The organism is Vibrio sp. CCUG 15886 (assembly GCF_028570825.1).
GTDB classification, from domain to species: domain Bacteria; phylum Pseudomonadota; class Gammaproteobacteria; order Enterobacterales; family Vibrionaceae; genus Vibrio; species Vibrio vulnificus_B.
This window is the reverse complement of sequence record NZ_JAQQBT010000001.1, coordinates 1,358,466-1,380,374: the sequence shown is the minus strand read 5'-3', so window position 1 is coordinate 1,380,374 and position 21,909 is coordinate 1,358,466. Positions and strand designations below refer to the sequence as shown.

Genomic DNA, 21,909 nt, shown 5'->3' with positions numbered 1-21,909 from the left:
TTTTAGGAACCTAAACCATGCACACGCTTCCAACCCTGTATCTTAAAGGGACTTTCAATGGTTGGGGATTAGATACCCCGTTTGTGCCCGTTTCACCGCAGCAACTTCAAGCTTGCGTTGTCCTTTCTGCCGATCGCCATCAGTTTAAAATTGCCGATAGGGATGGCACGGCGCAATGGACCTTTTCCGCGCACCCAACCCAAGCGATTGAACTGACTGAAGCGATCGCACACCCGTTGATCGCCACTCAAGGCATCGGCAATGATCTTGTTTACATTCCGCAAAAAACTGAACGATTCACCTTAACCCTCGACTGTTCACAACCGCAGCCCAGCTTGATGATCACCAATGGGGCAAACAATGCGGAAGTCGAGGTTGAACGAGCGCAACTGCATAGCCAGTTGATCCCTACCCGCGGCCCCACACCAAACGCCCCCCATCGCGAACATGCTCTCGCTATCGACACTCTGTTTGACACATTGGCCATTGAAGAAAACCGCCGTTTCCCGTTTGTGTTTGGTGATAATGTCGACGGCTACTATGAAGGTCAAACGCACAGCTTTGTTGGCGCGGGTCGTTATCGACATCATCAAGGTTGGTATCTCGGCGGTTTTGCGGCCTTTGTCGACGGCCAGCTCCTCAACAAGCCAGAAGCTTGCTGTGCTCGCTTACTGCCTTATGGCATTGAACATCACTACGCCTGCCACAGTCGCGATCGTTTGAGCGTTCATTCAGGGCAACGGCGAGTGGCATTAAGTGTGCAAAGCGCTGAGCCCACCACTTTAGCCATCGTGCCTGAGCTCAACATTGCCCTCAACGATTGCCAAATAAAAACCTATGGCCAATGCGTTTTGGTTGAGATCAACCCCGAACGAGTGCCCGAAGGCGCACCGAGATTCCTTGCTCTGAGTGCCAACCAAGCTGTAGAAGCGCAAGAGGTGACGTTTGAGCAATGCCCTGCATTGGATTATGCCGTTCATCTTGATGGTGGGAACTGCAAGCTGCGCATCACCACCAGTCAACCGAGCACGTTATTGACCCTTTACCTCTGCTTTGAACACGATAAAGAAACCGCAATACAGCAGGCGCAAAATGCGGCTTACCAGCATGCGGACTTACAACATCAACATCAGCTCTACCACTTTCTCACGGACAACGATTTCTACTGCGATGACCAAGAATACAACCGCGCTGTGATGTGGGCGAGATTGGCCAGTCGAACGTTCGTTAGCCACGAATTTGGTTTGGGCATTTGGGCGGGTTTGCCTTGGTTTAAAGATTGTTGGGGGCGCGATACCTTCATCGCTCTATCCGGCACCTCATTGATTAACGGCTTGTTTGATGAAGCCAAAGCGATCATCAGTAACTTTGCCTCCATGCAAAAATCCAACCTCGATGATGTCAATCATGGTCGTATCCCCAACCGAGTCACCAGCAAAACCAACATCATCTACAACACCACCGATGGCACGCCTTGGATGATTCGTGAAATCATGGAATACCTCCATTACAGTGGTGACATGGCCTTTGCACAGCAGATCTACCCTGTGGTGCAGCGCTTTATCCAAGGCGTTGAAAAACACTATCTGGATGAAGATGGATTGATGTCGCATCGCGATCCGGATACTTGGATGGACGCCAAAATTAACGGGCAGATCCCGTGGTCACCTCGCGGCCCTAAAGCCAATGACATTCTAGCTTTGTGGTTTGAGAGCCTACAAATCGCCGAGCAACTGGCGCTTTGGCAAGGTGATGACGCGTTTGCTCAGCACTGCCACCAGCTCGCCACCAAAGCGCAAGAGAGCTTTATTGCCAAGTTTTGGCAGCCAGAGGAGCGCTGTTTAGCCGATTGTCTGCGTCATGGTGATGAGGCCGATCTCAGCCAACGGCCCAATCAGTTGATGGCATTAACCATCCCGATGAAACGTAACTTGCTTGCTGCCGAGATTGGCCAGCATTTAGTGAAAAACTGCGTTGAACAATTGTTGTTTCCATGGGGGATCTGCTCTCTTGCTCAAAGCCATCAAGATTTTCATCCGTATCACGATAACCGCAGCGAATACCATAAGGACGCCGCCTACCACAACGGTACCATTTGGGGCTGGAATGCTGGTTTTACCGTGAGCGCATTGTGTCAATTTGGCCAACAAGATTTCGCTTACCAGCTCAGCAAGAATCTCGCGAAGCAAATTTTGACCCAAGGCCATCGCGGCACCATGAGTGAAAACCTCGACGCCTTCCAGCAAGACGAAAACGCACTAGTGATGACAGGCACCTACGCACAAGCGTGGTCCGTTTCTGAGTTTGCACGTAATGCTCAGCAAGATTATTTGGGCTTTATGCCAAGATTGGCTGAAAAGCGAATGCTCCTGCATCCACAGTTACCCGCACGCTGGCACAAGGTGAAGGCGCGCCTGCCTTTTGGCCAGCACAACGCTTTGCTGTTCACGGTTAGGCGCCAGGACAACACAGGGCAAAGCAACACGCTTATTTACAGTGTAAAACCAGAACGCGTGGAGCCCGATATTCAGCTCACCTTAGTGCTTGAACTGGAAGATAAGCAGCTTCACTTAACCTTCCCGCTGAATGAAGCACGCTCGTTTATTGTGAGCGACGGCCAACTCAAACCGCTGGTACAGGAGGTAACGCTCACCGTGGTAGACAAACCCCACTACGCACTGTTAGAAAACCTCTCCTTTGCTCAGCCTGATTGGCAAAGAAAGCATCATGCCTTGCAGCAGCAAGATTACTTACGCCAAAAACGCATGGCTGGCAATCTTGCCCTTGCTGAGGATTAATCCATTCCAGACCATCGATTCAGATCATAGCTCCAGATCATAGGTTGCAAAGTAAAAAGGCGTTCCAAATGGAACGCCTTTGTTTTTGATGGAGCTTCTATCGAATCAAAAATCGTTATTTTTTACTGTTCACCGCTTTCACAAACGCTTCTTGTGCACCCGGAATGTTGAGCGCTTTGGCTTCATCCAGTAGGCTCAGTGCTTTCGGGATGTCTCCCTTTGCAACCGCTTGTTCAATTGCCGATAAATAGAATTTTTGCGATTCTGGCTGCGCTTGAATGGCTTTTTCGACCACTGGGGCCGATGCCACGTCAGCGGGTTTCACAGGGTCAATCGCACGGAATGGACGCAGTTTCAACGTCTCCACTTGCACTTCAACACGGCCGCCCAAGCGATGGGTATAAACCGGATCAGTCACCATCGGCATCACTTCACCAAACTCTTTGGCACGCACTTTCGCAGGATGGTCAACCGTGACCTGTTTGCCCAACTGATCGGCTGGGGTGTATATCACAAAGTAAGGGGTTTGTTCTGCATTGGTTGTGAAACGTTCAATGTAACGCGTTCTGGTGAACGCATCCGAAGGCAAAATTTGAAAATCCGCCAGCTTGAAGGTTTCCACGACTTTAAATTGGTTGTCGAGCAGCAGCACTTCTGGCGCAAAAACGCTGTCGTCAATCATTAAACTCGAGACAGTAACAGTCACATCACCACTACGATCGCTAAAACGGAACGCAGCAAAATGGCTATTGCCTTGGCTAAACGTACCCACGGGCGATGCCAGATCAACGTCAAACTTGATGTCTTCCTTATCGTTTAATTGCGCGTAAGGAAATTGAGAGAATTCGGTACAGCAAACTTCTGCATTCGTTGGGGGAGCCAACTCGGTTTGCACTTGCGCATCCGAGGCACAACCGGCAAGCAAGGCACCCAGAACGACAGCTAACAAAGAGTGTTTGTTTTTCATTATATTTCTCACTATGTGGTTGTAGGATACAAAGTCAAAAAGGCAGCCTTCTGGCTGCCTTTAATACTAATCGGTTTAGAACCAAATTTCAGTGTGAACACCGAAGACAAATTGGTCTTTACCATTGTCGATACCAATCATGCTTGCACTCGCTTCATCGTCGGCTTTGATGTAGCTGATGTAAGGTTTGATTTGTGGGCGACCGAAGTAGTCAGAGTTTGCAGTAAACGCGGTTGCTACTTCTAGGTTTAGAATGTTGCTTTCTAGTGCATCACCAGTGCGACCCCAGTAACCTTCGTCACCTTCTTCGTGACCGTAAGACGCTGTTGCTTCTAGACGCACATTTTCGTTCAGTTTGTACGAAGGACGCGCAGCTACGATGTAGCGAGTCAAACCTTCAGCTGTCCAAAGTTGGTCAAGAGCCGTGATGTAAGTCACTTCAGTACCTAACTGAACTTTGTCAGAAATGTTCCAAACACCGTAAGAAGTGAAGAACAAAGATTCAGCCTTGTCATCGCCGCCTGACCAGTTACCAAAGTTTACACCACGGTTTTGCATGATGCCTTTACCGTAAGCGATCGCCGTTTGAGTCCAACCGTCTAGGCCGTAGTAGCTGGTGTTCAACGTTACAGATGCGCCTACGCCATCGTCGTCTTTACCCGGTTTTGCTTGGCGACCAATTTTCAGGTCGAAATCTAGGCTACCGATACCTGCATCTACGCCGTAGTAGTATAGGTCAATAGAAGAAAGCGTTTCACGAGCAGCGCCATCGTTGCCTGCAGTTGGATCCGCCATTACATAAGCGATACCCGCAGTGTTGCCACCCAATTTGGTTTGTAGACCCGCACCAATACCAGAAGATTGCTTCCAGAATTCGCCAGATAGGATACCCGCTGCGCGGTTTAGGTAACGCTGACCACCCCAAATTGACGTGTCTTCACCTAGAATGCCACCTAGCTCAACAAACGCTTCTTTTACTGCAAAGCCATCTTCGTCAGCAACTTTTTGGTCACCATCAGAAGAGTAAGCTGAAGAGTTACCGTTACCAAACTCAGAACGAACTACGTAGTCCGCCCATACACCGTTTTCGTACTCAGAGTGTTTTTTTACAACGAATTCAACTTGGTTGGTGCTCTTACCGTGAGTACCTGCTGTTTTGTAATCTGGGCGACCAAATTCTGTGTCTGTTGTCGTGCCGTCTACAACACGTACGTTAGAAGACATGTAACCGTGAACTTCCCAACCATCAGTTACCACATCAGTACCCGCAGCAAACGCAGTACCCGCTGCTAAAGTAGAAGCCACTGCGGCAGCGATCAAACTTACTTTTTTCATTCTTAACTCCATTAAGGACTATTCTTATATATCTCTCCATGAAGTCACTCACCAGGCAGTAGAGTTTGTGTTTTCAAGAAGAGAGGTAAGACGGGACTAGGTCCCCAGTTGTTTCAACAGTGACTATCCTATGAAAGGCGGAGAAGAATGACGTCCTCCACCCCGAAAAAAAACAGGGGGGATGAGAAGGGATGAGAATTTTTATGGCATGATGTTTTATAGAGCAAGATCACTGATTTAGGGTGGAGTTGGTAACTTTGTTAGTGATTTGCTGGCTACAAAATGAGGGCTGATTCATATTTTTGCCAAATATGAACGATAGAAAGAAAGTTTATTACATTTATATTAATCGCTGGGGGGCGCTTGACCTCAGTAGGACAAAGTTTTTTACTAGTGGTTCCGAAAGATGGAAACTGAACTAAGAAAAATAACTATGACAACATCGCTCGCTCGCCCCTATCCCTTGGGTGCAACGTTACACGATAAAGGCTGCAATTTTGCCGTCCATTCTCCGGATTGCGCGTCTATTCGCCTCGCTCTGTTTGATGACAACAACGAATTTAAAACTTTTGAACTTTGCGAAGAATACGCCGGCATCCGTTATACCTTTGTAGAAAATGTCCAGCATGGACAAAAGTATGGCTACATTATCGACACTGACAACGGCCCGCTGCTTCTCTCCGACCCTTATGCTAAAGCTCTTGATGGCCCACTTCACTACCAAACACCCTACAGCACAGAGAAAAGCTTCTCCATGCCAAAATGTGTGGTGTATCAAGATGATTTTGATTGGCAGGGTACCGAATCTCCACGCATTCCTCGTGAAGAGATGGTGTTGTTTGAAACTCATGTGAAAGGCTTAAGCAAACTGAATCCGGAAGTGCCACCTGCGGCACAAGGTCGTTACCTTGGCTTAGTCAGTGATGCCATGTTGGCGTTTTACCGTCAGCAAAATATCAATACGCTGCAACTGCTGCCCGTCGCAGCGTGTATGCACGAACCGCACTTACTTGACATGGGTAAAGTCAACTATTGGGGTTACAACCCGTATCTTTTCATGGTGCCAGACCCTCGCTATGCCGACAAAGACGCCATTTTGGAATTGAAAACAGCGATTCGAGAACTGCACCGCAACGGCATCCAGGTGATTTTAGATGTGGTCTACAACCACACGGCGGAAGGGGGAGCAGGCCCGACAATCTTTAATCTCAAAGGGCTCGATTCGCGCTGCTACTTCAAACATGGCAGCCATTTCGCCAATTTCACTGGCTGTGGTAACACGGTCGATCTCACCTATCAGCCAGCGCTAAATTTAGTGATGGATACGTTGCGCTATTGGGTCAGTGAGTTCAAAGTTGATGGTTTCCGCTTTGATTTAGCGGCAACCTTGGGCCGCCAAGGGGATGACTACAGCCGAGATGCGGCCTTTTTCAAAGCCGTCGCGCAAGATCCTGTCCTAAAAGAAACCAAGCTGATTGCTGAACCTTGGGACATCGGGCCCAATGGCTATCAAGTGGGCAATTTCCCATTTGGTTGGAACGAGTGTAACGACAAGCTGCGTGACATCACCCGCAGCTTCTGGCGTGGCGATCAAGGCTATCTGAAAGAGTTTGCGACTCGTTTGATGGGGTCACGCGATATCTACAGTGCGGCCAACTGGCCTTACAAGCTGACGGTCAATTACATCACCTACCATGATGGCTTTACCATGCAGGATTTGGTGTCGTACAAACACAAGCACAACGAGGATAACGGCGAACAGAATCGTGACGGCCATGGTGACAACCGCTCAGAAAACTACGGGGCAGAAGGGCCAACGGAAAATCTGATGATCATCGCCACTCGTGAGAAACAAAAGCGCAATTTTATGGCCAGTTTGCTGTTTGCTTTTGGTATCCCACACATTCTCACCGCCGATGTGCTGTCTCATAGCCAAAAAGGCAATAACAACGCCTACTGCCAAGACAATGAAACCAGTTGGTTGAACTGGGAGCACTCTGAGCGTAAGCATGATTTTCGCCACTGGCTGGCGCAAATGGTGGAAAATCGCCAACGCTATATGGTGCCGTTTATTCGCGCCTTTAGTGGCCCAAGCCGCAATCTCAACCGCATCTATTGGCGTCGGGTTGACGGCGTTCATATGGAGCACGATGACTGGAATCGCCTGAGTGCGGTTTCTCTGCATATTGGCATTGGTGAAAAAGGCGATGAAATGGTCTACCTGATTAACCAAACCAGTGCACCAGCGCGCTTTACGCTGCCTGATGACAATCAGCAGCAGTGGACCTACATCTGCGACACCAATGTACGCAATGTCTCTCCCGAGTTAGCGCAAGGAGAAGTGTTACTTTCGCCGGTTTCTATGGCGATTCTGCATTACCATCCGCAAGAAAGCACACCGCCAACAGCGGCCGTTTAGCGGTTTACTTTTTCACCCAAACCTCATCAAAAGGCCAGCAATACGCTGGTCTTTTCATCACTTAGGCTTTCTTCAGGCAATACGCATTGAAGTGCACATCAGAACTCTCTAATATTGCGAGCCACATAACACTATAAATAACGTCATTGGCAAAATGGAATTACCGAAAACGCTTATCCGGCTTTTACGCCCCTATCTCATTGCATTAACCTGCACGATGATTTATCTGGCTTATCATCAGTTCAAACAGTCCGAGGAAGCTGTCTACCAACAATCTCAGTCACATATTATTACCGCCAGCAGTCTTATCCATGCGCAGATCGAGGCGGTCTACAGTAAATTTTATCTGTTAGAAAAATCGCTACTGGCCGCCCACCTTGACCCGAGTAACGCAGACAGTCAGACAATTGCGCAGCACATTCTTTCTCACTCCAGCAACTACTCAAACATCCTGTTTTGGCGCAAAAATAGCCCCACTTTGCTAGATATGTCGGGAAAACAACAAGCCACCAATCCTTACAAACTCTACTGGCACCCACTCAAGACGGTGCGCGATAAGTTCGAAATTTCCTCTCTCTATCAAAATAACAAGAATCGCTGGGTATTTGCCGTTCGCCATATCAATCCGAATATTGATGGGCAGTTGTGGATTGAGTTTGATCTCCTCTTTACCACTCAATACCTCAAAGGGCTTAAGATCCTCGACAAAGGCTATGTGTTCGTAGTGGAGAAATCGACAGGCAAACTGGTATTCCATCCCGATCCTCATCGAATCGGCACCTTATCCATCAGCTTTAACAGCGGCATTGCTCAACAAATCGCCACCGGACACCCATTTGGGAAATACGAGTATTACTACCGCGACAACTTTAAGTTGGCCGTCTTCAATACGGACAGCGATCTAGATTGGGTCTTTATCTCCGGTACCGACCGAGCAGACATCCTCTCAAGCAGCGACCAATTTAGCCTCACGGCGATTGTGATCGCCTCGCTACTTGGCCTAGCGATCGTCATTAATTATTTAAGCTATCGACTCAGCGATCAGCTAGCGCAATTGGGTCAATGCCGCTCGTTGCTCGACTTCAAACAACAGCTCAAAATCTTACTCAACCGTTTTTACTTCAACTCTGGGGTGCAATTTTGCCTCTATGATCCGATCAGCCAGATGTTTTCCACCTTGGATTTTCACGGCAATAAAAAACCTCTGCTACAGAACGATGACTTGGTTGCGCAATTGTCGGCAAACGCTCTGAGTTTTCACCACCAGCACGACGCCGATCCACTGGCAGTCAAACTGCAAATCAATGGCAATCACTATCGTATGGCGCTGTTTGATGGAGAGCGTTTAAATGGTGTGATCTACCTGCGAAAACGCTTTCCAACACAAAAAGCGGTGATCAACATAGTGCAAAACTATGCTCAAACGACGTTAGCCAATCTGCTGTTACATGAGCAGCTACGCCATCAAGACCCGATGACGCAGCTGGAAAACAAAGCCAGCTTAGCCAATACCGTCCAGCGAGAACTCGGTAAAGAAGACCTCTATTTAGCGATGATCAACATCGACAACTTCCAACGCATTAATGACTCTTTTGGCCATCCTGTTGGGGATATGGTGATCCGAAAAACCGCTCAGATGATTCGCGATGCCTTTCCTAAACCCAATGGGCTGTGTTTAGCTCGTTATGGCAGTGAAGAGTTTGCCGTATTATTTCAATCCATCGACCCCCATGAAGCGCAAACGCAGCTCAACGAGCTCAAGCACGCCATCAGTAACACGCGATTGCTTGAAGCGGGATTACCCGTGGGATACTCGATTAGCGTCGGCTTGACACAACTTGCACCAAGCTACCACGAGACCATCGAAAACGCAGAACGTGCTCTGCAACGTGCGAAAAACTTAGGGAAAAACAGAGTGGTGACTCACTTCTCTGAGCGCTCAGCCAAAACCAGTTGCGCATAAAATTAGCTCAACTTTCCACCCGACTTGTCACTACTCTTAGCAAAACGCGCCGAGAGTAGTGGCTCAAAAACAAATTAATACACTGTTATTTAAAGAATTAAACTCCAATTTACTTTAAAGCTCACTCTTTTTTAATTAGCTCAAAACCCTACCTTTTCTCTTAGATTTTTTACGCATTAAAAGCAAGAAACCATAACCACCAGTTATATCTAGTTGCAGTCTCTTAGTAGCCTCGCTCGCTCGTCAATGGCTTGAAACACATGGCTAGTAAGGCTTTGTGAACCTGTTCTTTGTCACTCTTTCCCCTTTCGGTAATTACACAATGAGCAATAAAATTCATATAAAACATGGTTCTTATCACATTAAAAGTAACGTGATATTCCTTCAAACTTCTATTTCTCACCTAGAATTAAGTGGCAGGAAAGCGACGAAAGAACAACGTAAAGGACAAAAATGACTAAATTAGTAGGGCAACATCTTGAAGAAATGGCAGACATTCGATCAACAAGAAAGAAGAAAATTGTTGGTCTGTGTTCTGTTGCCGCTTCCGTGATGTTTTTCTACTGTGCAATCGACCAATTTGCGCAATCGGACTTGGCTTTAGGCGCATTAAATGGCTTAGCGGCCATGATTTGTTTGGGCAATTTCTTGTACATCAAGTCGGTAGAAAATCCACTCTACGCGGATTTAGTCCTCAGTTGTTTGATGCTGTTGGATGCGCTGTTGCTTTTTTTGTATGGCAATGCAACTGCCGACAAAATGTTGGTCCTTTTCCCACTGTTAGCCACCGTCATTCTGATCAACAGCTTCAATATTGGCTTGCTGCTGAGTGGTTCTTTCTGTTTTATCGTCGCCTATTCACTGTTTTTTGCCAAAACAGTGGTGCTGACGGGGCTACTCGATACAACCCAGTTTTTTATCGCCCTCATCGCAACCTGTATTGTCTGTCACACATCAACCTACTACTACAGCAAAGTGGTTCACTATATTCAGAGCCTATACCAAGAAGGGATTGAGGATCTTGCCTACCTCGATCAACTGACGGGTTTAGCCAACCGTTGGAGTTTTGAAAACTGGGCAAAAGATAAACTGCGGGAGATAGATGCCACACCGAGCACATGCATCACTGCATTGGTTTTTCTCGATATCGATAACTTTAAACACATCAACGATGCGTATGGCCACGACGTGGGAGATCGCGTCTTGCAACACTTTGCCAACCGTTTGAAGAACAACGTCCGCAACAAAAATCGCAGAACGGATAAGCACGATTATTCAATCGCACGTTTTGCCGGAGATGAATTTGTGCTGATGCTTTACGATGTGAAAACCAAGCAAGACCTCGATAAAATTCTGCAACGCATTGTCGGCTTATTTACTACGGGTTACTTAGCGCATGAAAGAATCAATGAACTGACTCTCAGTGTCGGCGCGGCAATTTATCAGCAAGACGCTTTTGAACTGTCTGAGTTAACCCGTTGTGCGGACAAAGCGATGTATTCCGCCAAGCATTCAGGCAAAAACCAGTACGCCTATTACGAAAACTGCACGCCGCCTCTGCCACAAAAAAAAATGACGAACAGTGAGCCCTTGCCACCAACGGGCAATGTGTCACTCTTTATCAAAAAAGCGAACTCATCGGCAGAATAAGCAGAATAAGCAGAATAAGCAGAATAAGCAGAATCGTAAGCCTCATCAGCCAGACATATACATCAGCCAGAGGCAGACCAACAAAAATGTACACAACCAGATGGCGTAGCGAACGCGATTCGGCTTATCAGGACGCGGTTTAACCACTGGCTTCAATGCCGCACGTCTTGCCGTTTCAATGATGGTCGGCTCTTCTTCCAATCGTTCCCTACGTGCCTGAGCCTGATTTGCCACCGAGGTAAAGCGATGGCGCTGTTCAGACGTTAAATCTGGCGCGTCATATCTAGGGGGTCGGTCTCCATGTTTTGGTTGAACAGACAAAGGGCACCTCCTATCTTTCTCTTTCAAGTATAGACAAAAGCGTTTTCAGCCATTCGAATCACCTCTCATAATTCAAAACTTTCGAATAGGGTGAACAAACTTTTCACCTGCTCTTACTGTGAGTAGCCACTAAACTGATACAAAACACACCGTATTCTCTACATTCACTGGAGCATGTAATGGCCAAAGTTCGAGCACTCAAACAGATCCGCGAATCGATTGCGACCAAAGATGGTGATGGTGTCAACATCACCCGTTTAGCAGGCTTTGAATGCCCAGATTTTTCACCCTTCCTAATGATTGACGAACTGAAATCTGAAGACTCTGCTGACTATATTGGCGGCTTTCCTCCGCATCCACATCGCGGCATTGAAACCTTAACCTATATGCTTAATGGGCACTTCCAGCACAAAGATCATATGGGTAATGTGGGCGAGCTGAGAAGTGGTGGTGCTCAATGGATGGCCGCAGGTCGAGGAGTCATTCACAGTGAAATGCCCATAATGACGGAAGGGCAATTGCATGGTTTTCAGATTTGGATCAATCAACCTGCAGCGAAAAAGATGATGCCAGCTCGCTATCATGATTTTCAGCCTGAGAGCATTACCGAATATCGCAGTGAGCAGCATGATTTACTTCGTGTTATTGCGGGCGAGCTTGAGGTTAACGGCAGAATATTGTCAGGACCATTGACCGAGACAGGAGTCCCTCTCACTGTCGCCGATTGGCGCGCCGAGACTCCAACGACCTTGATCGCTAAAGTAAGTCATCACTTTCAATGCATGGTTTTTGTCTATCAAGGGGCAGTCTCTATTGATGGCCAAAAACTCACTCAAGGCCACCTTGGCTTGATGAGCGAAGGTGACGTACTCAAACTGACCGCAAGCCCCAACTGTGGCGTGCTGATTTTTGCAGGAGAGCCCATTCGTGAGCCCATCGTCCACTATGGCCCATTTGTGATGAACAGTGTCGATGAAATTAACCAAGCGATTAATGACTACAATTCTGGCCATTTTGTCGACTAAACGCAGCCAAGGCTCCGTTTCGCGGCGTACAAACAGCAAAGCTCGGCCAATGCCGAGCTTTTTCATTCGATGCTTCTATTGAGCCAAGTGTGCGCTTACAAGTACTCACATAGGTAAGCTGTCGCGACTTCAACTTGCAGATCAAAAGAAGATTTTCCAGCCACTTCAAACGCTTCACCCGCTTGATACGTGCTCCACTCTTCATCGCCTTCGCGTTTAATCACGAGCGCCCCTTTCACCACCGTCATACGCTCTGGAGCATCAGTACCAAAGGTGTAGTTACCAGGGAGCATCACACCCACACTGCTGTCTTCACCTTGCTGATTGAACCCAAGAGACTTTACATTTCCGGCAAAATAGCTGTTTTCTTTAATCATTGTTTATCCTTAAACAGAGTGCTCTCTTTATTCCAGCACCCAAAATTACGACGATAGGCACTCTTTGTAACCTGTTTTTTCCCTCTCCTCAAGCATTCATTGTGCGCAGCCTCACCGCCCTTTCTCTTGGCTATGCGCTTGGTTCAAAGTTTGACACTGAAAATTTGCCAAATAGCCCCTTAAAAACCACTATTAACAAGACAAGGAAGCGCAATATGGTTAAGAAATCCACGCAAAACAGTAAAAACAATCGTATCGAACAACAAGCCGAAAAACGCATTAACAACAAGCTGGCGATGTTTCGAGGGCTATTTGTGTTTTTTTTTCTGCTGTTGACGGGTTATTTTTCCTTCCGAATCTACTCAGAATACCAACTCTATGTTGATCCCGTGAATGTCTATGGTGAATGGATTGAGATCGGCGCACCACCCTATCTGACGGAGCGTTTGACACTTTCTGAACAGGGCGTTTTTCGCAACAATCGCTTGGTGGCCACTCAATATCAGTTTGATGGCAAACGCATCATTGTCGAAACTGGCAATGGCCTCACCATTTATCAAGTCGCTGGCAGCGAATCCTCTCCGCAACTACGACGCTTGCAACCCGCCACTCCCGTACAACGTTTTGTCAAAAAAGGCTATGAAGACACCATCACGGAGAGTGCCTCAGGAGGCGCACAAAATCGCCGTGCTGCACTCAGCGAGCATTTCAATTCGTCCAACTAATTAGTATAAGTTTCTGAGTTGCATACTTTTTTGTTAAGTTAATTCCACTTATTTTCTCTTCCCCCAAATAGTATGCTATTTGATATTTTTCCATAAAACGCTCAACAATTAATAAAACTCTCAAGCGCGGTTCCATTTTTTATGTAACACGCTGTTTCTTTCGCTCAGATTCTCCTCGGTCACTCGAAAAGCGTTTTAATTTTTTTTGCCGAAAAAAAAGACTCTTTAATACTGATATCGATGCTTTGTGCCTACCTTCGCAAAGCAGCTTATGCCTTCGCAATTGGTGGCATATATACAAAGGAATGAGAGAAAAATTATGACGAAACTAAACCTGTGTGCAGCGAGTATTGCGCTGGCTCTTTCTGGAGCAGCGCTTGCCGCACCTACAGCACCAAGTATTGACCTGTACGGTTCAAACAATCTTCAGTTTTCTAAGATTGAACTTGCGATGGAAACCACCGCGGGCTACAACCAAATGGTGAAATACCATGATCAGGCAACCATCTCTGTGAAGTTCAATCAATGGAGTGGTAATACTGGTGATACTTATAATATCTATTTTGACGGCGTAAAAGTGGCCTCTGGTCCTATTTCTGGAAGCCAAACAGCGGCCACTTTCCAATACGGAAAAGGCGGCCTTTATCAAATGGAAATCGAAGCGTGTGATGCAACTGGCTGTGCGAAAAGCGCACCCGCGGAGATCACCATCGCCGATACCGACGGCTCGCATCTTAAGCCGCTTACCATGAATGTTGACCCGAACAATAAGTCTTACAACACGGACCCAAGCCTTGTCGTCGGTACTTACTTTGTTGAATGGGGCATTTATGGCCGTAACTACACCGTTGACAACATCCCAGCTCAGAACCTTACTCATATTCTTTACGGCTTTATTCCTATCTGTGGTCCAAATGAGTCGGTGAAGTCGGTTGGCGGTAACAGCTTCAATGCGCTTCAAACCGCGTGTCAGGGTGTGCCAGATTACGAAGTCGTGATTCATGACCCATGGGCAGCGTATCAAAAGAGCTTCCCACAAGCTGGCCATCAATACAGCACGCCAATCAAAGGCAACTACGCGATGATGATGGCGCTGAAACAGCGTTACCCTGATCTCAAAATCATCCCATCCATCGGTGGTTGGACGCTTTCTGACCCATTCTTTGACTTCGTTGATAAGAAAAACCGCGATACGTTTGTGGCGTCAGTCAAACGCTTCCTAACGACGTGGAAATTCTATGACGGTGTGGATATCGACTGGGAATTCCCTGGTGGTGACGGCGCTGCGCCAAACCTAGGCGATCCTGCACGTGATGGCCAAGCCTACGTTGATCTGATGCGCGAACTGCGCACCATGCTGAACGAGTTGGAAGCAGAAACAGGTCGCACTTATGAACTGACATCCGCTATCGGTGTGGGCCACGACAAGATTGAAGACGTGAACTACGCAGATGCCATTCAGTACATGGATTACATCTTTGCCATGACGTACGACTTCTACGGCGGTTGGAACAACGTCCCTGGTCACCAAACCGCGCTTTACTGTGGTAACTTCATGCGCCCTGGTCAGTGTGACGGCACGGGTGTAGACGAGAATGGCGTGCCTTACAAAGGCCCGGCTTACACCTCTGATCACGGTATTCAACTTCTGCTTGCGCAAGGTGTGCCAGCCAACAAACTGGTGCTTGGTACTGCCATGTACGGCCGTGGTTGGGAAGGCGTGATGCCAAGCACTCTACGTGATCCAAATGACCCAATGACTGGCACTGCAACGGGTAAACTGAAAGGCAGCACCGCTCAAGGTGTTTGGGAAGATGGCGTGATTGACTACAAAGGCATTAAGTCATTCATGTTGGGTCCAAACAGCACAGGCATCAACGGCTTCGAATACGGCTATGATGATCAAGCTGAAGCGCCATACGTGTGGAACCGCACCACGGGTGAGTTGATCACGTTTGACGATCATCGCTCTGTTCTTGCAAAAGGCGCATACGCGAAGAGCCTTGGTCTAGCGGGTCTATTCTCATGGGAAATTGATGCCGATAATGGTGACATCCTCAATGCGATGCATGAAGGTTTGGCGGGCGGTGTGGTGATCCCACCAAACAAAAAACCAACCGCAAATGCGGGTGCCGATGTCGTCGTGGTTGGCCCAGCAACCGTGACATTGGATGGCAGTGCATCGAAAGATGCTGAAGGCCCTATCGCTAGCTACGCTTGGACTCAAGTGAGTGGTCCAGCGGTCACGCTGACGGGCGCAAACACGGCTTCTGCAAGCTTTGATGCACCAGAAGTGACTGCAGCGCAGCAATTCACTTTCCAACTCACGGTAACGGATGCAGATGGCGCAAGCGCCTCTGACACTGTGGTTGTGACGGTGAACGCGAAAGACACAGGTCCTGTCAACACCGCCCCAGTGGCGAAAGTGACAGCACCTGCCACGGCAAATGCGGGTGATGTGGTCGTGGTTGATGCGTCTGCTTCAACAGATGCAGACAACGATACACTGACTTACACTTGGCAGCTTCCAGCCGGTCTTGTAGCACAAACTAATGGCGCACAAGTGACCTTCACTGCGGCAGAATACACAGCAGATACTAGCCTAACGTTCACCGTAACAGTGAGCGATGGTCAAGCATCGTCTGTGGCATCAACAACAATTGTTGTTGCGAAGAAAGTGGATAACGGCGGCACATGCAGCAATGCATGGGATGCGAGCGCGGTTTACACGGGTGGCCAACAAGTGACTCATGCAGGCAAAACATGGGAAGCGAAGTGGTGGACTACTGGTGAAGATCCATCGAAATCAGGTCAATGGGGTGTTTGGAAAGAGATCGGCCCTGCGAACTGTAACTAATCATTGCTGTTCCTAGCAATTCTGGCCAGATGCTTCGCGTCTGGCCTTTTTTATCTCGTGCGCTTACGCAATCAGGCGATCAAAACTGTCGAGCACCTGCTGACACTTCATCACGCGTCCATGCCCTTGTCCTTGCGTGCTGACTAATTCAACATTCTCCATTTCTTGAGCGGCAGAGGCAGACACTGCATGGCTAGTAAACTTGTCTTGTTCATCATGCACTATCAGGGTTTGCACACGACGTTGCGCCAAACGACGATACGGATCCACCGATTGAATAGGATAGTTAAACTGCTCTTCCACCTCAGACACCACGGCTCTAAACAGTTTCATGCTGTAACCCGAGCGCTCAATGCTCGAAAACAGGTTTTCCACGTAATTCAATACTGGCGCAATCAGCAACATGGGTTTGTCCTCAAGCTTTTGGTGGCGACATTCTAGAGCCGATGCCGTGCCCATACTGTGACCAACCAGCCCTGCGACCTCATCCAATGAATCCAACACCGCATCAAGCCCTTCAACAAACGCCGGGATATGCCCAACATCGCCAGAGCTTTCGCCGTGTGCTGGATGATCGTAGGCCAACGCGGTGAAGCCTCGTGAAGCAATGTGCGCCATCAGTGGAAAAAACTGACTTGCCGTACCCGACCAACCGTGCGTCAGCACCCATACCGGCCCTTCTCCCAAAGCGTACGTGGTCAAGGTGCCATGGGCCGTGTCGACCTGGCCTTTACGCAAGCCTTGTGGTGGCAGGTTTTTACTCTGGGTACGAGCAGGCGTTAGCAGTAACTTTCGCGCCGTTCTTTTCGCATGGGAAGGGGCCAGCGTATGGTGTAGGCGTGTCGTCCAGTTCACTAAACTGCGTTTAAGGCTAAACTTCTGCGACGTATTAAAGTAAATCTTCTCACTCATCATATCCTCCGTTCGTTCAAAAAGAACGACCGTGCTATTTGTATTGTTTAAAAAGAGCAATACCTTGCTCTTTGCTCTCTTAACCGTTTTTCCATCCTGCCAGCAGCTTATCGACCCCTTGCCAAAAGTGCTGCAAACTCACGTCCTCCCCGCGTATGGCATAAAACACATGCGCGCTGAGGTACAAGCCATACAGTTCAAACACCGCTTGTCGGGCATTCAAATCAGCGGAAAAAGCGCCTTGTTCCATTCCTTTTTCAATTTGGATTTGCAGGTAATCTAACCACTTAGCAATCGAACTTTGCAGCGCTTTTTGCAGTTCACACTCTTTCGGCGCCGCATCATTCCAAGCGTCTAAAAACATGCAACTGCCTTGAAAAGAGTGGTTCCATGTCATCCAGTTATCCAGCAGCCCTCGGATTTTCTTCTCCATATCCGTGTCACCAGACAAACGGGCAGGCGCGATCACACGCTCAGCGAAAATCAGGTTGGCATACTCCAGTACCGAGAGTTGCAAATTCAACTTCGCGTTGAAGTGGGCAAACAAGCCACTTTTTGACATTCCGCACTGCTTCGCTAACTCGCCAATGGTGAGACTTTCTAAGCCATTTTCACTGGCCAGCTGAAAGGCATGCTGCAGGATGTGTTCTTTTGTAATTCGACCTTTACTCATAATGACCTAATTTTTAGCACGATCGTTCCATTTTGCAAATTTTATATTAGAGATCAGACCAGAAAGCCAACATACCATTTGCGACGCAAATAATAGATTTAATTGTAATGCAATGATTTTAAATATTTTTATTTTCACATCGCAACTATTGATATTCGCTAGGTTCTCCCTTTGAGAGCAGTGATAGATTGTGGCCAGTTATTTTTATGGGAGAGAACATGAAAACCAAAATCGCTAGCCTCGAGCTTGGGCGGATCATCGCGATGCTTGCCATCATAGGCTTACATTGCCAAATGGCATTGACCTACTGGCAAATCGATGACATTCCTTGGGTTGGCTACCTGCTCAATCAATTGGCACGCTTTGCCGTACCGCTATTTTTTCTGATTTCTGGTTATTTAATTCAGCCAAAACTGACCAGCGCCCCTTTCATGACATTGGGAAATTACGCCAAACCCTTGCTTAAGATTTGGTTGGTCTGGAGCGCGCTGAGCCTACTGATGCCTTTCAATTTCCAAGTCGTCGCGGAACACGGTTACCTAACCGAGCGACAAGGCTACTGGGGATACCTTGCTCAAACACCGCTGAATTCCTTGTTGGAAGGCGGACTGGTGCATTTGTGGTTTATTCCTGCCTTAATTATCGCCGTGGCTATGGTAGCAATGTTTGTCCATTTTCAGCGTCAGCACTGGTTACTGCCCATCGCAGCGCTGTTGTATCTTTATGGGGTCTTAGCTGGCAGCTATCAGCCTTTGACGGATTTAGCCTCCCCTTTCTTTACCCGTAATGGGCCGTTCTTCAGCACCTTATTGGTGGCTATTGGCTTTATGATTCGTGAGAAAAACGTGCGTGTCAGCAGTGCGATTGCAGGGGGAATGTTCTTGGTTGGCTTGCTCGTGCACCTTGGCCAAGCTTATGGATTAATGGGGTACGACATTGCCTTTAACGGTCACGACTTCCTCTTTGGTACTGAACTTTGGGCTACGGGCCTATTTCTACTCTTGCTCAATTACCCTCAACTTGGCCAACATCCTTTGACCTTTGCATTATCACCATATGTGCTCGGAGTGTACGTTTGTCACTTATTGGTGATCATCCTACTCATGAACATTGCTGGAATATTGGGTTTTGAAGGGTTAAGCCGTGATCTCTTTATTTATCCGATGACGATTGGGCTTAGCGTGGCGCTGGTGTGGGGGTTGAACCATACTCCTTTACAACGCTACCTGCTCAGATAAAGCCAATCTAGCTCATCATTCCCGACCGATGACCAGCTCACCTGTCGGGAATGGTTCTCATTTAATGAGAGCGGAGTCGCAAAGCCAGCGTATTTTATGAAATGCATGGTTAAATATTTGTAATGACTCACAATAATTCATCCCCAATCTGATTAAAGTAACCGCTTCATTCCACATGTTGTAGCCATTGCAAAGAAGGAGGGGTTATGTGGAGCACTCAATTAACACCATTTCTTGAAATTAGCGCTTGGTTATCCCATGGGCTGATTATTGTTGTCGCCTTATTGAGCATTGCCAGCGTCTACAGCCTCAAAAGATAAACGACTAAATCCATTTCGCTTCAGCGAATACGATAGCTGTCACATATAACTCGTTCATTTGTGTCTAAAATTTCTCCAGATAACAACGGAGAATGGTCTATGGGCATCTATCAACGGATTGTTGTGCTAATTACCCTTTTGTTTCCCCCCCTTGCCTTTGGCGCAACAACCTCGAAACTCAATCTCACCACATCTGCAGTCGGGATACTCTGCCTGTTTATTTTCGTTCTCTCCTACATCTTAGTGATGCTGGAAGAGTACTTAAAAATGCGCAAATCCAAACCCGTACTGCTCGCAGCGGGTTTAATCTGGATTTTGATCGGCTTTAGCTATCAGTCCCATGGGCAAAGCGAGGTCGCCAAAACCGCGCTAGAACACAACTTGCTGGAGTACGCTGAGCTGCTGTTGTTCTTGCTGGTGGCGATGACCTACATCAATGCCATGGAAGAGCGACGGCTGTTCGACGCGCTACAAGCGTGGATGGTGAGTAAAGGCTTTGATTTTCGTCGGCTATTTTGGCTCACAGGCTTTCTCTCTTTCTTCATTTCCCCTATCGCCGATAACCTCACCACGGCGCTTTTGATGTGCGCTGTGGTGATGAAAGTCTCTGGCGATAACCCCAAGTTTGTTAACCTTGCATGCATTAACATCGTCATTGCGGCCAATGCAGGAGGAGCATTTAGCCCGTTTGGTGACATCACTACCTTGATGGTTTGGCAAGCTGGCCACGTGAGTTTCTCACAGTTTATGCCACTCTTTCTGCCTTCTGCGATCAACTATCTATTGCCCGCCCTCATCATGTCGTTCTTCATTCCAGAAGAACGTCCGCAAACGGTGCATGTCGATGTTGAACTCAAACGCGGCGCTCGACGCATTGTCGGCCTGTTTATTCTCACCATCGCCACCGCGGTGGCGTTTCACGCCGTACTCCACTTCCCTCCCGTCATTGGCATGATGATGGGCCTCGCTTATCTGCAATTTTTTGGCTATTTCTTGCGAAAAACCTTGGCGCAATCTTTAGCCAAGAAAACCGCCATTGCCATTGCCAATGGGGATGAGGAAGCCCTAAAACGCATAGGATCTGTGGTGCCATTCGATGTGTTCCATCGTGTCTCTCGGGCAGAATGGGACACCTTGCTGTTCTTTTATGGCGTTGTTATGTGTGTCGGTGGTTTGAGCTTGTTAGGTTATCTCGAAGTGGTCTCTTTCACCCTCTACACCAAGTGGGACCCTGTTTGGGCCAATATTACCGTCGGCTTCCTATCCGCCATTGTCGATAATATTCCGGTGATGTTTGCGGTGCTTAGCATGGAGCCTTCGATGTCGCTTGGCAATTGGCTGCTGGTCACCTTAACGGCGGGCGTGGGAGGCAGTATGTTGTCGATCGGCTCGGCGGCTGGCGTGGCATTAATGGGGGCTGCTCGCGGTCAATACACTTTCTTTGGCCACTTAAAATGGAGCCCGGTGATCTTGCTTGGTTACTGCGCCAGCATCGCGGTCCATTTGGTGTATAACACACAAACCTTCAACTACTGATCTTGTTCAAAGAGGGCTATCAACGCTTGGTAGCCCTCCAATTGCGCTAATAACTCCCAACGGCGTTGCTTGGCAACTTGCAGCCAATGTTCCCCTTCCAACGCGCCCACTAACGCATACAACAAATTCAAACTGGCCCTGGGCTGTGCCTCACGAACACACAAATATGCACGAATAGGCCCCAGATCCCGCAATTGTTGAGGTGTGTTGATCCCGACAGACTGCAGCATCTGTTCTGACTTCGGCCCCAACCCTTGCAGATCACGAATTCTCTCGCTCATCACTCACTCGACCTATCTGATGGATGATTGACACCATCCATGAGTGGCACATCACCGATATCATACGGGTTCACTCCTTCCAAACACCCTAGATTAAAACCATATTCATTCGGTGAAGAGCGGCGCTGATGGTGGGTATAAATGCCGCAGTTAGAGCAGAAATAATGTTTCGCGGTATGAGTATTAAACTGATAGAGCTTCAGTAAGGCTTCGCCTTTGATGATGCGGATCCCATCCAATTTCACCGACGCCACAATGGCCCCTTTTCTTCGACATAAGGAGCAGTCGCAGCGCCTCGGTTTCTCAATGCCATTGGGTAAATCGAGCTCAAGCTCGACACCACCACAGTGACAACTCGCTTTGTGTTTTGCTTGAATAACGGTTGGGCCAACTTGTTTGATCATCGCTTGCTTCCTGCGTTTTATGGTTTTTCTCGCTCACCATCAAAGCTGTTAACTTTCAGTGTTCCAACCGGCTTGTGTAAAATTTGTTAAACACTTAACAGTTTCACC

The 21,909-nt window shown here is 47.9% G+C and carries 17 protein-coding genes; 9 read left to right on the top strand and 8 right to left on the bottom strand.

What is annotated here, in order from left to right:
* Positions 1-17 precede the first annotated feature (17 nt).
* Positions 18-2,798: an amylo-alpha-1,6-glucosidase gene (locus PQQ36_RS05880; RefSeq protein ID WP_273660555.1), complete on the top strand. Its 2,781-nt coding sequence runs from the start codon at positions 18-20 to the stop codon at positions 2,796-2,798.
* Positions 2,799-2,913: 115 nt separating this feature from the next.
* Here PQQ36_RS05880 and PQQ36_RS05875 read toward each other — a convergent pair whose 3' ends face one another.
* Both PQQ36_RS05875 and PQQ36_RS05870 read right to left on the bottom strand, forming a co-directional pair.
* Positions 2,914-3,765 (bottom strand): MalM family protein, encoded by an 852-nt coding sequence (locus tag PQQ36_RS05875; RefSeq protein ID WP_175546445.1) that lies wholly within the window; start codon positions 3,763-3,765, stop codon positions 2,914-2,916.
* Between the two features lie 75 nt (positions 3,766-3,840).
* The gene (locus PQQ36_RS05870; protein ID WP_172572660.1) at positions 3,841-5,100 is read right to left on the bottom strand and encodes a carbohydrate porin; all 1,260 of its coding nucleotides are present in this window, start codon (positions 5,098-5,100) and stop codon (positions 3,841-3,843) included.
* 433 nt (positions 5,101-5,533) lie between these two features.
* Here PQQ36_RS05870 and glgX point away from each other — a divergent pair, with 433 nt between their 5' ends.
* The 3 genes from glgX to PQQ36_RS05855 all read left to right on the top strand — a co-directional run bounded on the left by glgX (position 5,534) and on the right by PQQ36_RS05855 (position 11,132).
* The gene (gene glgX / locus PQQ36_RS05865) at positions 5,534-7,519 is read left to right on the top strand and encodes a glycogen debranching protein GlgX (protein WP_273660551.1); all 1,986 of its coding nucleotides are present in this window, start codon (positions 5,534-5,536) and stop codon (positions 7,517-7,519) included.
* 154 nt (positions 7,520-7,673) lie between these two features.
* Entirely contained in the window at positions 7,674-9,482 is a 1,809-nt protein-coding gene (locus PQQ36_RS05860) for a sensor domain-containing diguanylate cyclase (protein WP_263217095.1), read from the top strand.
* A 453-nt stretch (positions 9,483-9,935) separates the two neighbouring features.
* A complete protein-coding gene (locus PQQ36_RS05855; RefSeq protein WP_085761493.1) occupies positions 9,936-11,132 on the top strand; it encodes a GGDEF domain-containing protein in 1,197 nt (398 codons plus the stop codon).
* 45 nt (positions 11,133-11,177) lie between these two features.
* On the opposite strand, the gene PQQ36_RS05850 is transcribed toward PQQ36_RS05855, so the two are convergent.
* Positions 11,178-11,453, bottom strand: coding sequence for a hypothetical protein (locus PQQ36_RS05850; RefSeq protein WP_011151480.1), 276 nt, complete (start codon positions 11,451-11,453; stop codon positions 11,178-11,180).
* A 179-nt stretch (positions 11,454-11,632) separates the two neighbouring features.
* Between PQQ36_RS05850 and PQQ36_RS05845 the strand changes: the two genes are divergently transcribed.
* Positions 11,633-12,478: a pirin family protein gene (locus PQQ36_RS05845; protein WP_263217097.1), complete on the top strand. Its 846-nt coding sequence runs from the start codon at positions 11,633-11,635 to the stop codon at positions 12,476-12,478.
* Positions 12,479-12,573: 95 nt separating this feature from the next.
* On the opposite strand, the gene ppnP is transcribed toward PQQ36_RS05845, so the two are convergent.
* A complete protein-coding gene (ppnP, locus tag PQQ36_RS05840; protein WP_011082111.1) occupies positions 12,574-12,855 on the bottom strand; it encodes a pyrimidine/purine nucleoside phosphorylase in 282 nt (93 codons plus the stop codon).
* Between the two features lie 215 nt (positions 12,856-13,070).
* On the opposite strand from ppnP, the gene PQQ36_RS05835 reads away from it, so the two are divergent.
* Both PQQ36_RS05835 and PQQ36_RS05830 read left to right on the top strand, forming a co-directional pair.
* On the top strand, positions 13,071-13,580 hold the full coding sequence (locus tag PQQ36_RS05835; RefSeq protein ID WP_011082110.1) for a DUF2850 domain-containing protein: 510 nt from the start codon (positions 13,071-13,073) through the stop codon (positions 13,578-13,580).
* A gap of 319 nt (positions 13,581-13,899) precedes the next feature.
* Positions 13,900-16,437: a glycosyl hydrolase family 18 protein gene (locus tag PQQ36_RS05830; RefSeq protein ID WP_015727355.1), complete on the top strand. Its 2,538-nt coding sequence runs from the start codon at positions 13,900-13,902 to the stop codon at positions 16,435-16,437.
* A 63-nt stretch (positions 16,438-16,500) separates the two neighbouring features.
* On the opposite strand, the gene PQQ36_RS05825 is transcribed toward PQQ36_RS05830, so the two are convergent.
* Both PQQ36_RS05825 and PQQ36_RS05820 read right to left on the bottom strand, forming a co-directional pair.
* Positions 16,501-17,349: an alpha/beta fold hydrolase gene (locus tag PQQ36_RS05825; protein ID WP_181389878.1), complete on the bottom strand. Its 849-nt coding sequence runs from the start codon at positions 17,347-17,349 to the stop codon at positions 16,501-16,503.
* A gap of 79 nt (positions 17,350-17,428) precedes the next feature.
* Positions 17,429-18,022 (bottom strand): TetR/AcrR family transcriptional regulator, encoded by a 594-nt coding sequence (locus tag PQQ36_RS05820; protein ID WP_058645756.1) that lies wholly within the window; start codon positions 18,020-18,022, stop codon positions 17,429-17,431.
* A gap of 218 nt (positions 18,023-18,240) precedes the next feature.
* Between PQQ36_RS05820 and PQQ36_RS05815 the strand changes: the two genes are divergently transcribed.
* Together PQQ36_RS05815 and nhaD are read left to right on the top strand one after the other, a co-directional pair.
* The gene (locus PQQ36_RS05815; protein ID WP_045597533.1) at positions 18,241-19,260 is read left to right on the top strand and encodes an acyltransferase; all 1,020 of its coding nucleotides are present in this window, start codon (positions 18,241-18,243) and stop codon (positions 19,258-19,260) included.
* A 419-nt stretch (positions 19,261-19,679) separates the two neighbouring features.
* The gene (nhaD, locus tag PQQ36_RS05810) at positions 19,680-21,116 is read left to right on the top strand and encodes a sodium:proton antiporter NhaD (protein ID WP_130246851.1); all 1,437 of its coding nucleotides are present in this window, start codon (positions 19,680-19,682) and stop codon (positions 21,114-21,116) included.
* On the opposite strand, the gene PQQ36_RS05805 is transcribed toward nhaD, so the two are convergent.
* Both PQQ36_RS05805 and PQQ36_RS05800 read right to left on the bottom strand, forming a co-directional pair.
* Positions 21,110-21,397 (bottom strand): TfoX/Sxy family protein, encoded by a 288-nt coding sequence (locus PQQ36_RS05805; RefSeq protein ID WP_044023999.1) that lies wholly within the window; start codon positions 21,395-21,397, stop codon positions 21,110-21,112. The two genes, nhaD and PQQ36_RS05805, sit on opposite strands and share 7 nt — an antisense overlap.
* On the bottom strand, positions 21,397-21,801 hold the full coding sequence (locus PQQ36_RS05800; RefSeq protein WP_015727348.1) for a GFA family protein: 405 nt from the start codon (positions 21,799-21,801) through the stop codon (positions 21,397-21,399). The genes PQQ36_RS05805 and PQQ36_RS05800 overlap by 1 nt, the downstream gene beginning before the upstream one ends.
* Positions 21,802-21,909 lie beyond the last annotated feature (108 nt).

What these genes read in the sequence shown, in the direction of transcription:
- PQQ36_RS05845 (WP_263217097.1), top strand. Translation starts at nt 11,633, where the DNA reads ATGGCCAAAGTTCGAGCACTCAAACAGATCCGCGAATCGATTGCGACC.
- PQQ36_RS05880 (WP_273660555.1), top strand. Translation starts at nt 18, where the DNA reads ATGCACACGCTTCCAACCCTGTATCTTAAAGGGACTTTCAATGGTTGG.
- PQQ36_RS05870 (WP_172572660.1), bottom strand. Translation starts at nt 5,100, where the DNA reads ATGAAAAAAGTAAGTTTGATCGCTGCCGCAGTGGCTTCTACTTTAGCA.
- PQQ36_RS05860 (WP_263217095.1), top strand. Translation starts at nt 7,674, where the DNA reads ATGGAATTACCGAAAACGCTTATCCGGCTTTTACGCCCCTATCTCATT.
- nhaD (WP_130246851.1), top strand. Translation starts at nt 19,680, where the DNA reads ATGGGCATCTATCAACGGATTGTTGTGCTAATTACCCTTTTGTTTCCC.
- PQQ36_RS05855 (WP_085761493.1), top strand. Translation starts at nt 9,936, where the DNA reads ATGACTAAATTAGTAGGGCAACATCTTGAAGAAATGGCAGACATTCGA.
- glgX (WP_273660551.1), top strand. Translation starts at nt 5,534, where the DNA reads ATGACAACATCGCTCGCTCGCCCCTATCCCTTGGGTGCAACGTTACAC.
- PQQ36_RS05835 (WP_011082110.1), top strand. Translation starts at nt 13,071, where the DNA reads ATGGTTAAGAAATCCACGCAAAACAGTAAAAACAATCGTATCGAACAA.
- PQQ36_RS05825 (WP_181389878.1), bottom strand. Translation starts at nt 17,349, where the DNA reads ATGAGTGAGAAGATTTACTTTAATACGTCGCAGAAGTTTAGCCTTAAA.
- PQQ36_RS05805 (WP_044023999.1), bottom strand. Translation starts at nt 21,397, where the DNA reads ATGAGCGAGAGAATTCGTGATCTGCAAGGGTTGGGGCCGAAGTCAGAA.
- PQQ36_RS05815 (WP_045597533.1), top strand. Translation starts at nt 18,241, where the DNA reads ATGAAAACCAAAATCGCTAGCCTCGAGCTTGGGCGGATCATCGCGATG.
- PQQ36_RS05800 (WP_015727348.1), bottom strand. Translation starts at nt 21,801, where the DNA reads ATGATCAAACAAGTTGGCCCAACCGTTATTCAAGCAAAACACAAAGCG.
- PQQ36_RS05875 (WP_175546445.1), bottom strand. Translation starts at nt 3,765, where the DNA reads ATGAAAAACAAACACTCTTTGTTAGCTGTCGTTCTGGGTGCCTTGCTT.
- PQQ36_RS05820 (WP_058645756.1), bottom strand. Translation starts at nt 18,022, where the DNA reads ATGAGTAAAGGTCGAATTACAAAAGAACACATCCTGCAGCATGCCTTT.
- ppnP (WP_011082111.1), bottom strand. Translation starts at nt 12,855, where the DNA reads ATGATTAAAGAAAACAGCTATTTTGCCGGAAATGTAAAGTCTCTTGGG.
- PQQ36_RS05830 (WP_015727355.1), top strand. Translation starts at nt 13,900, where the DNA reads ATGACGAAACTAAACCTGTGTGCAGCGAGTATTGCGCTGGCTCTTTCT.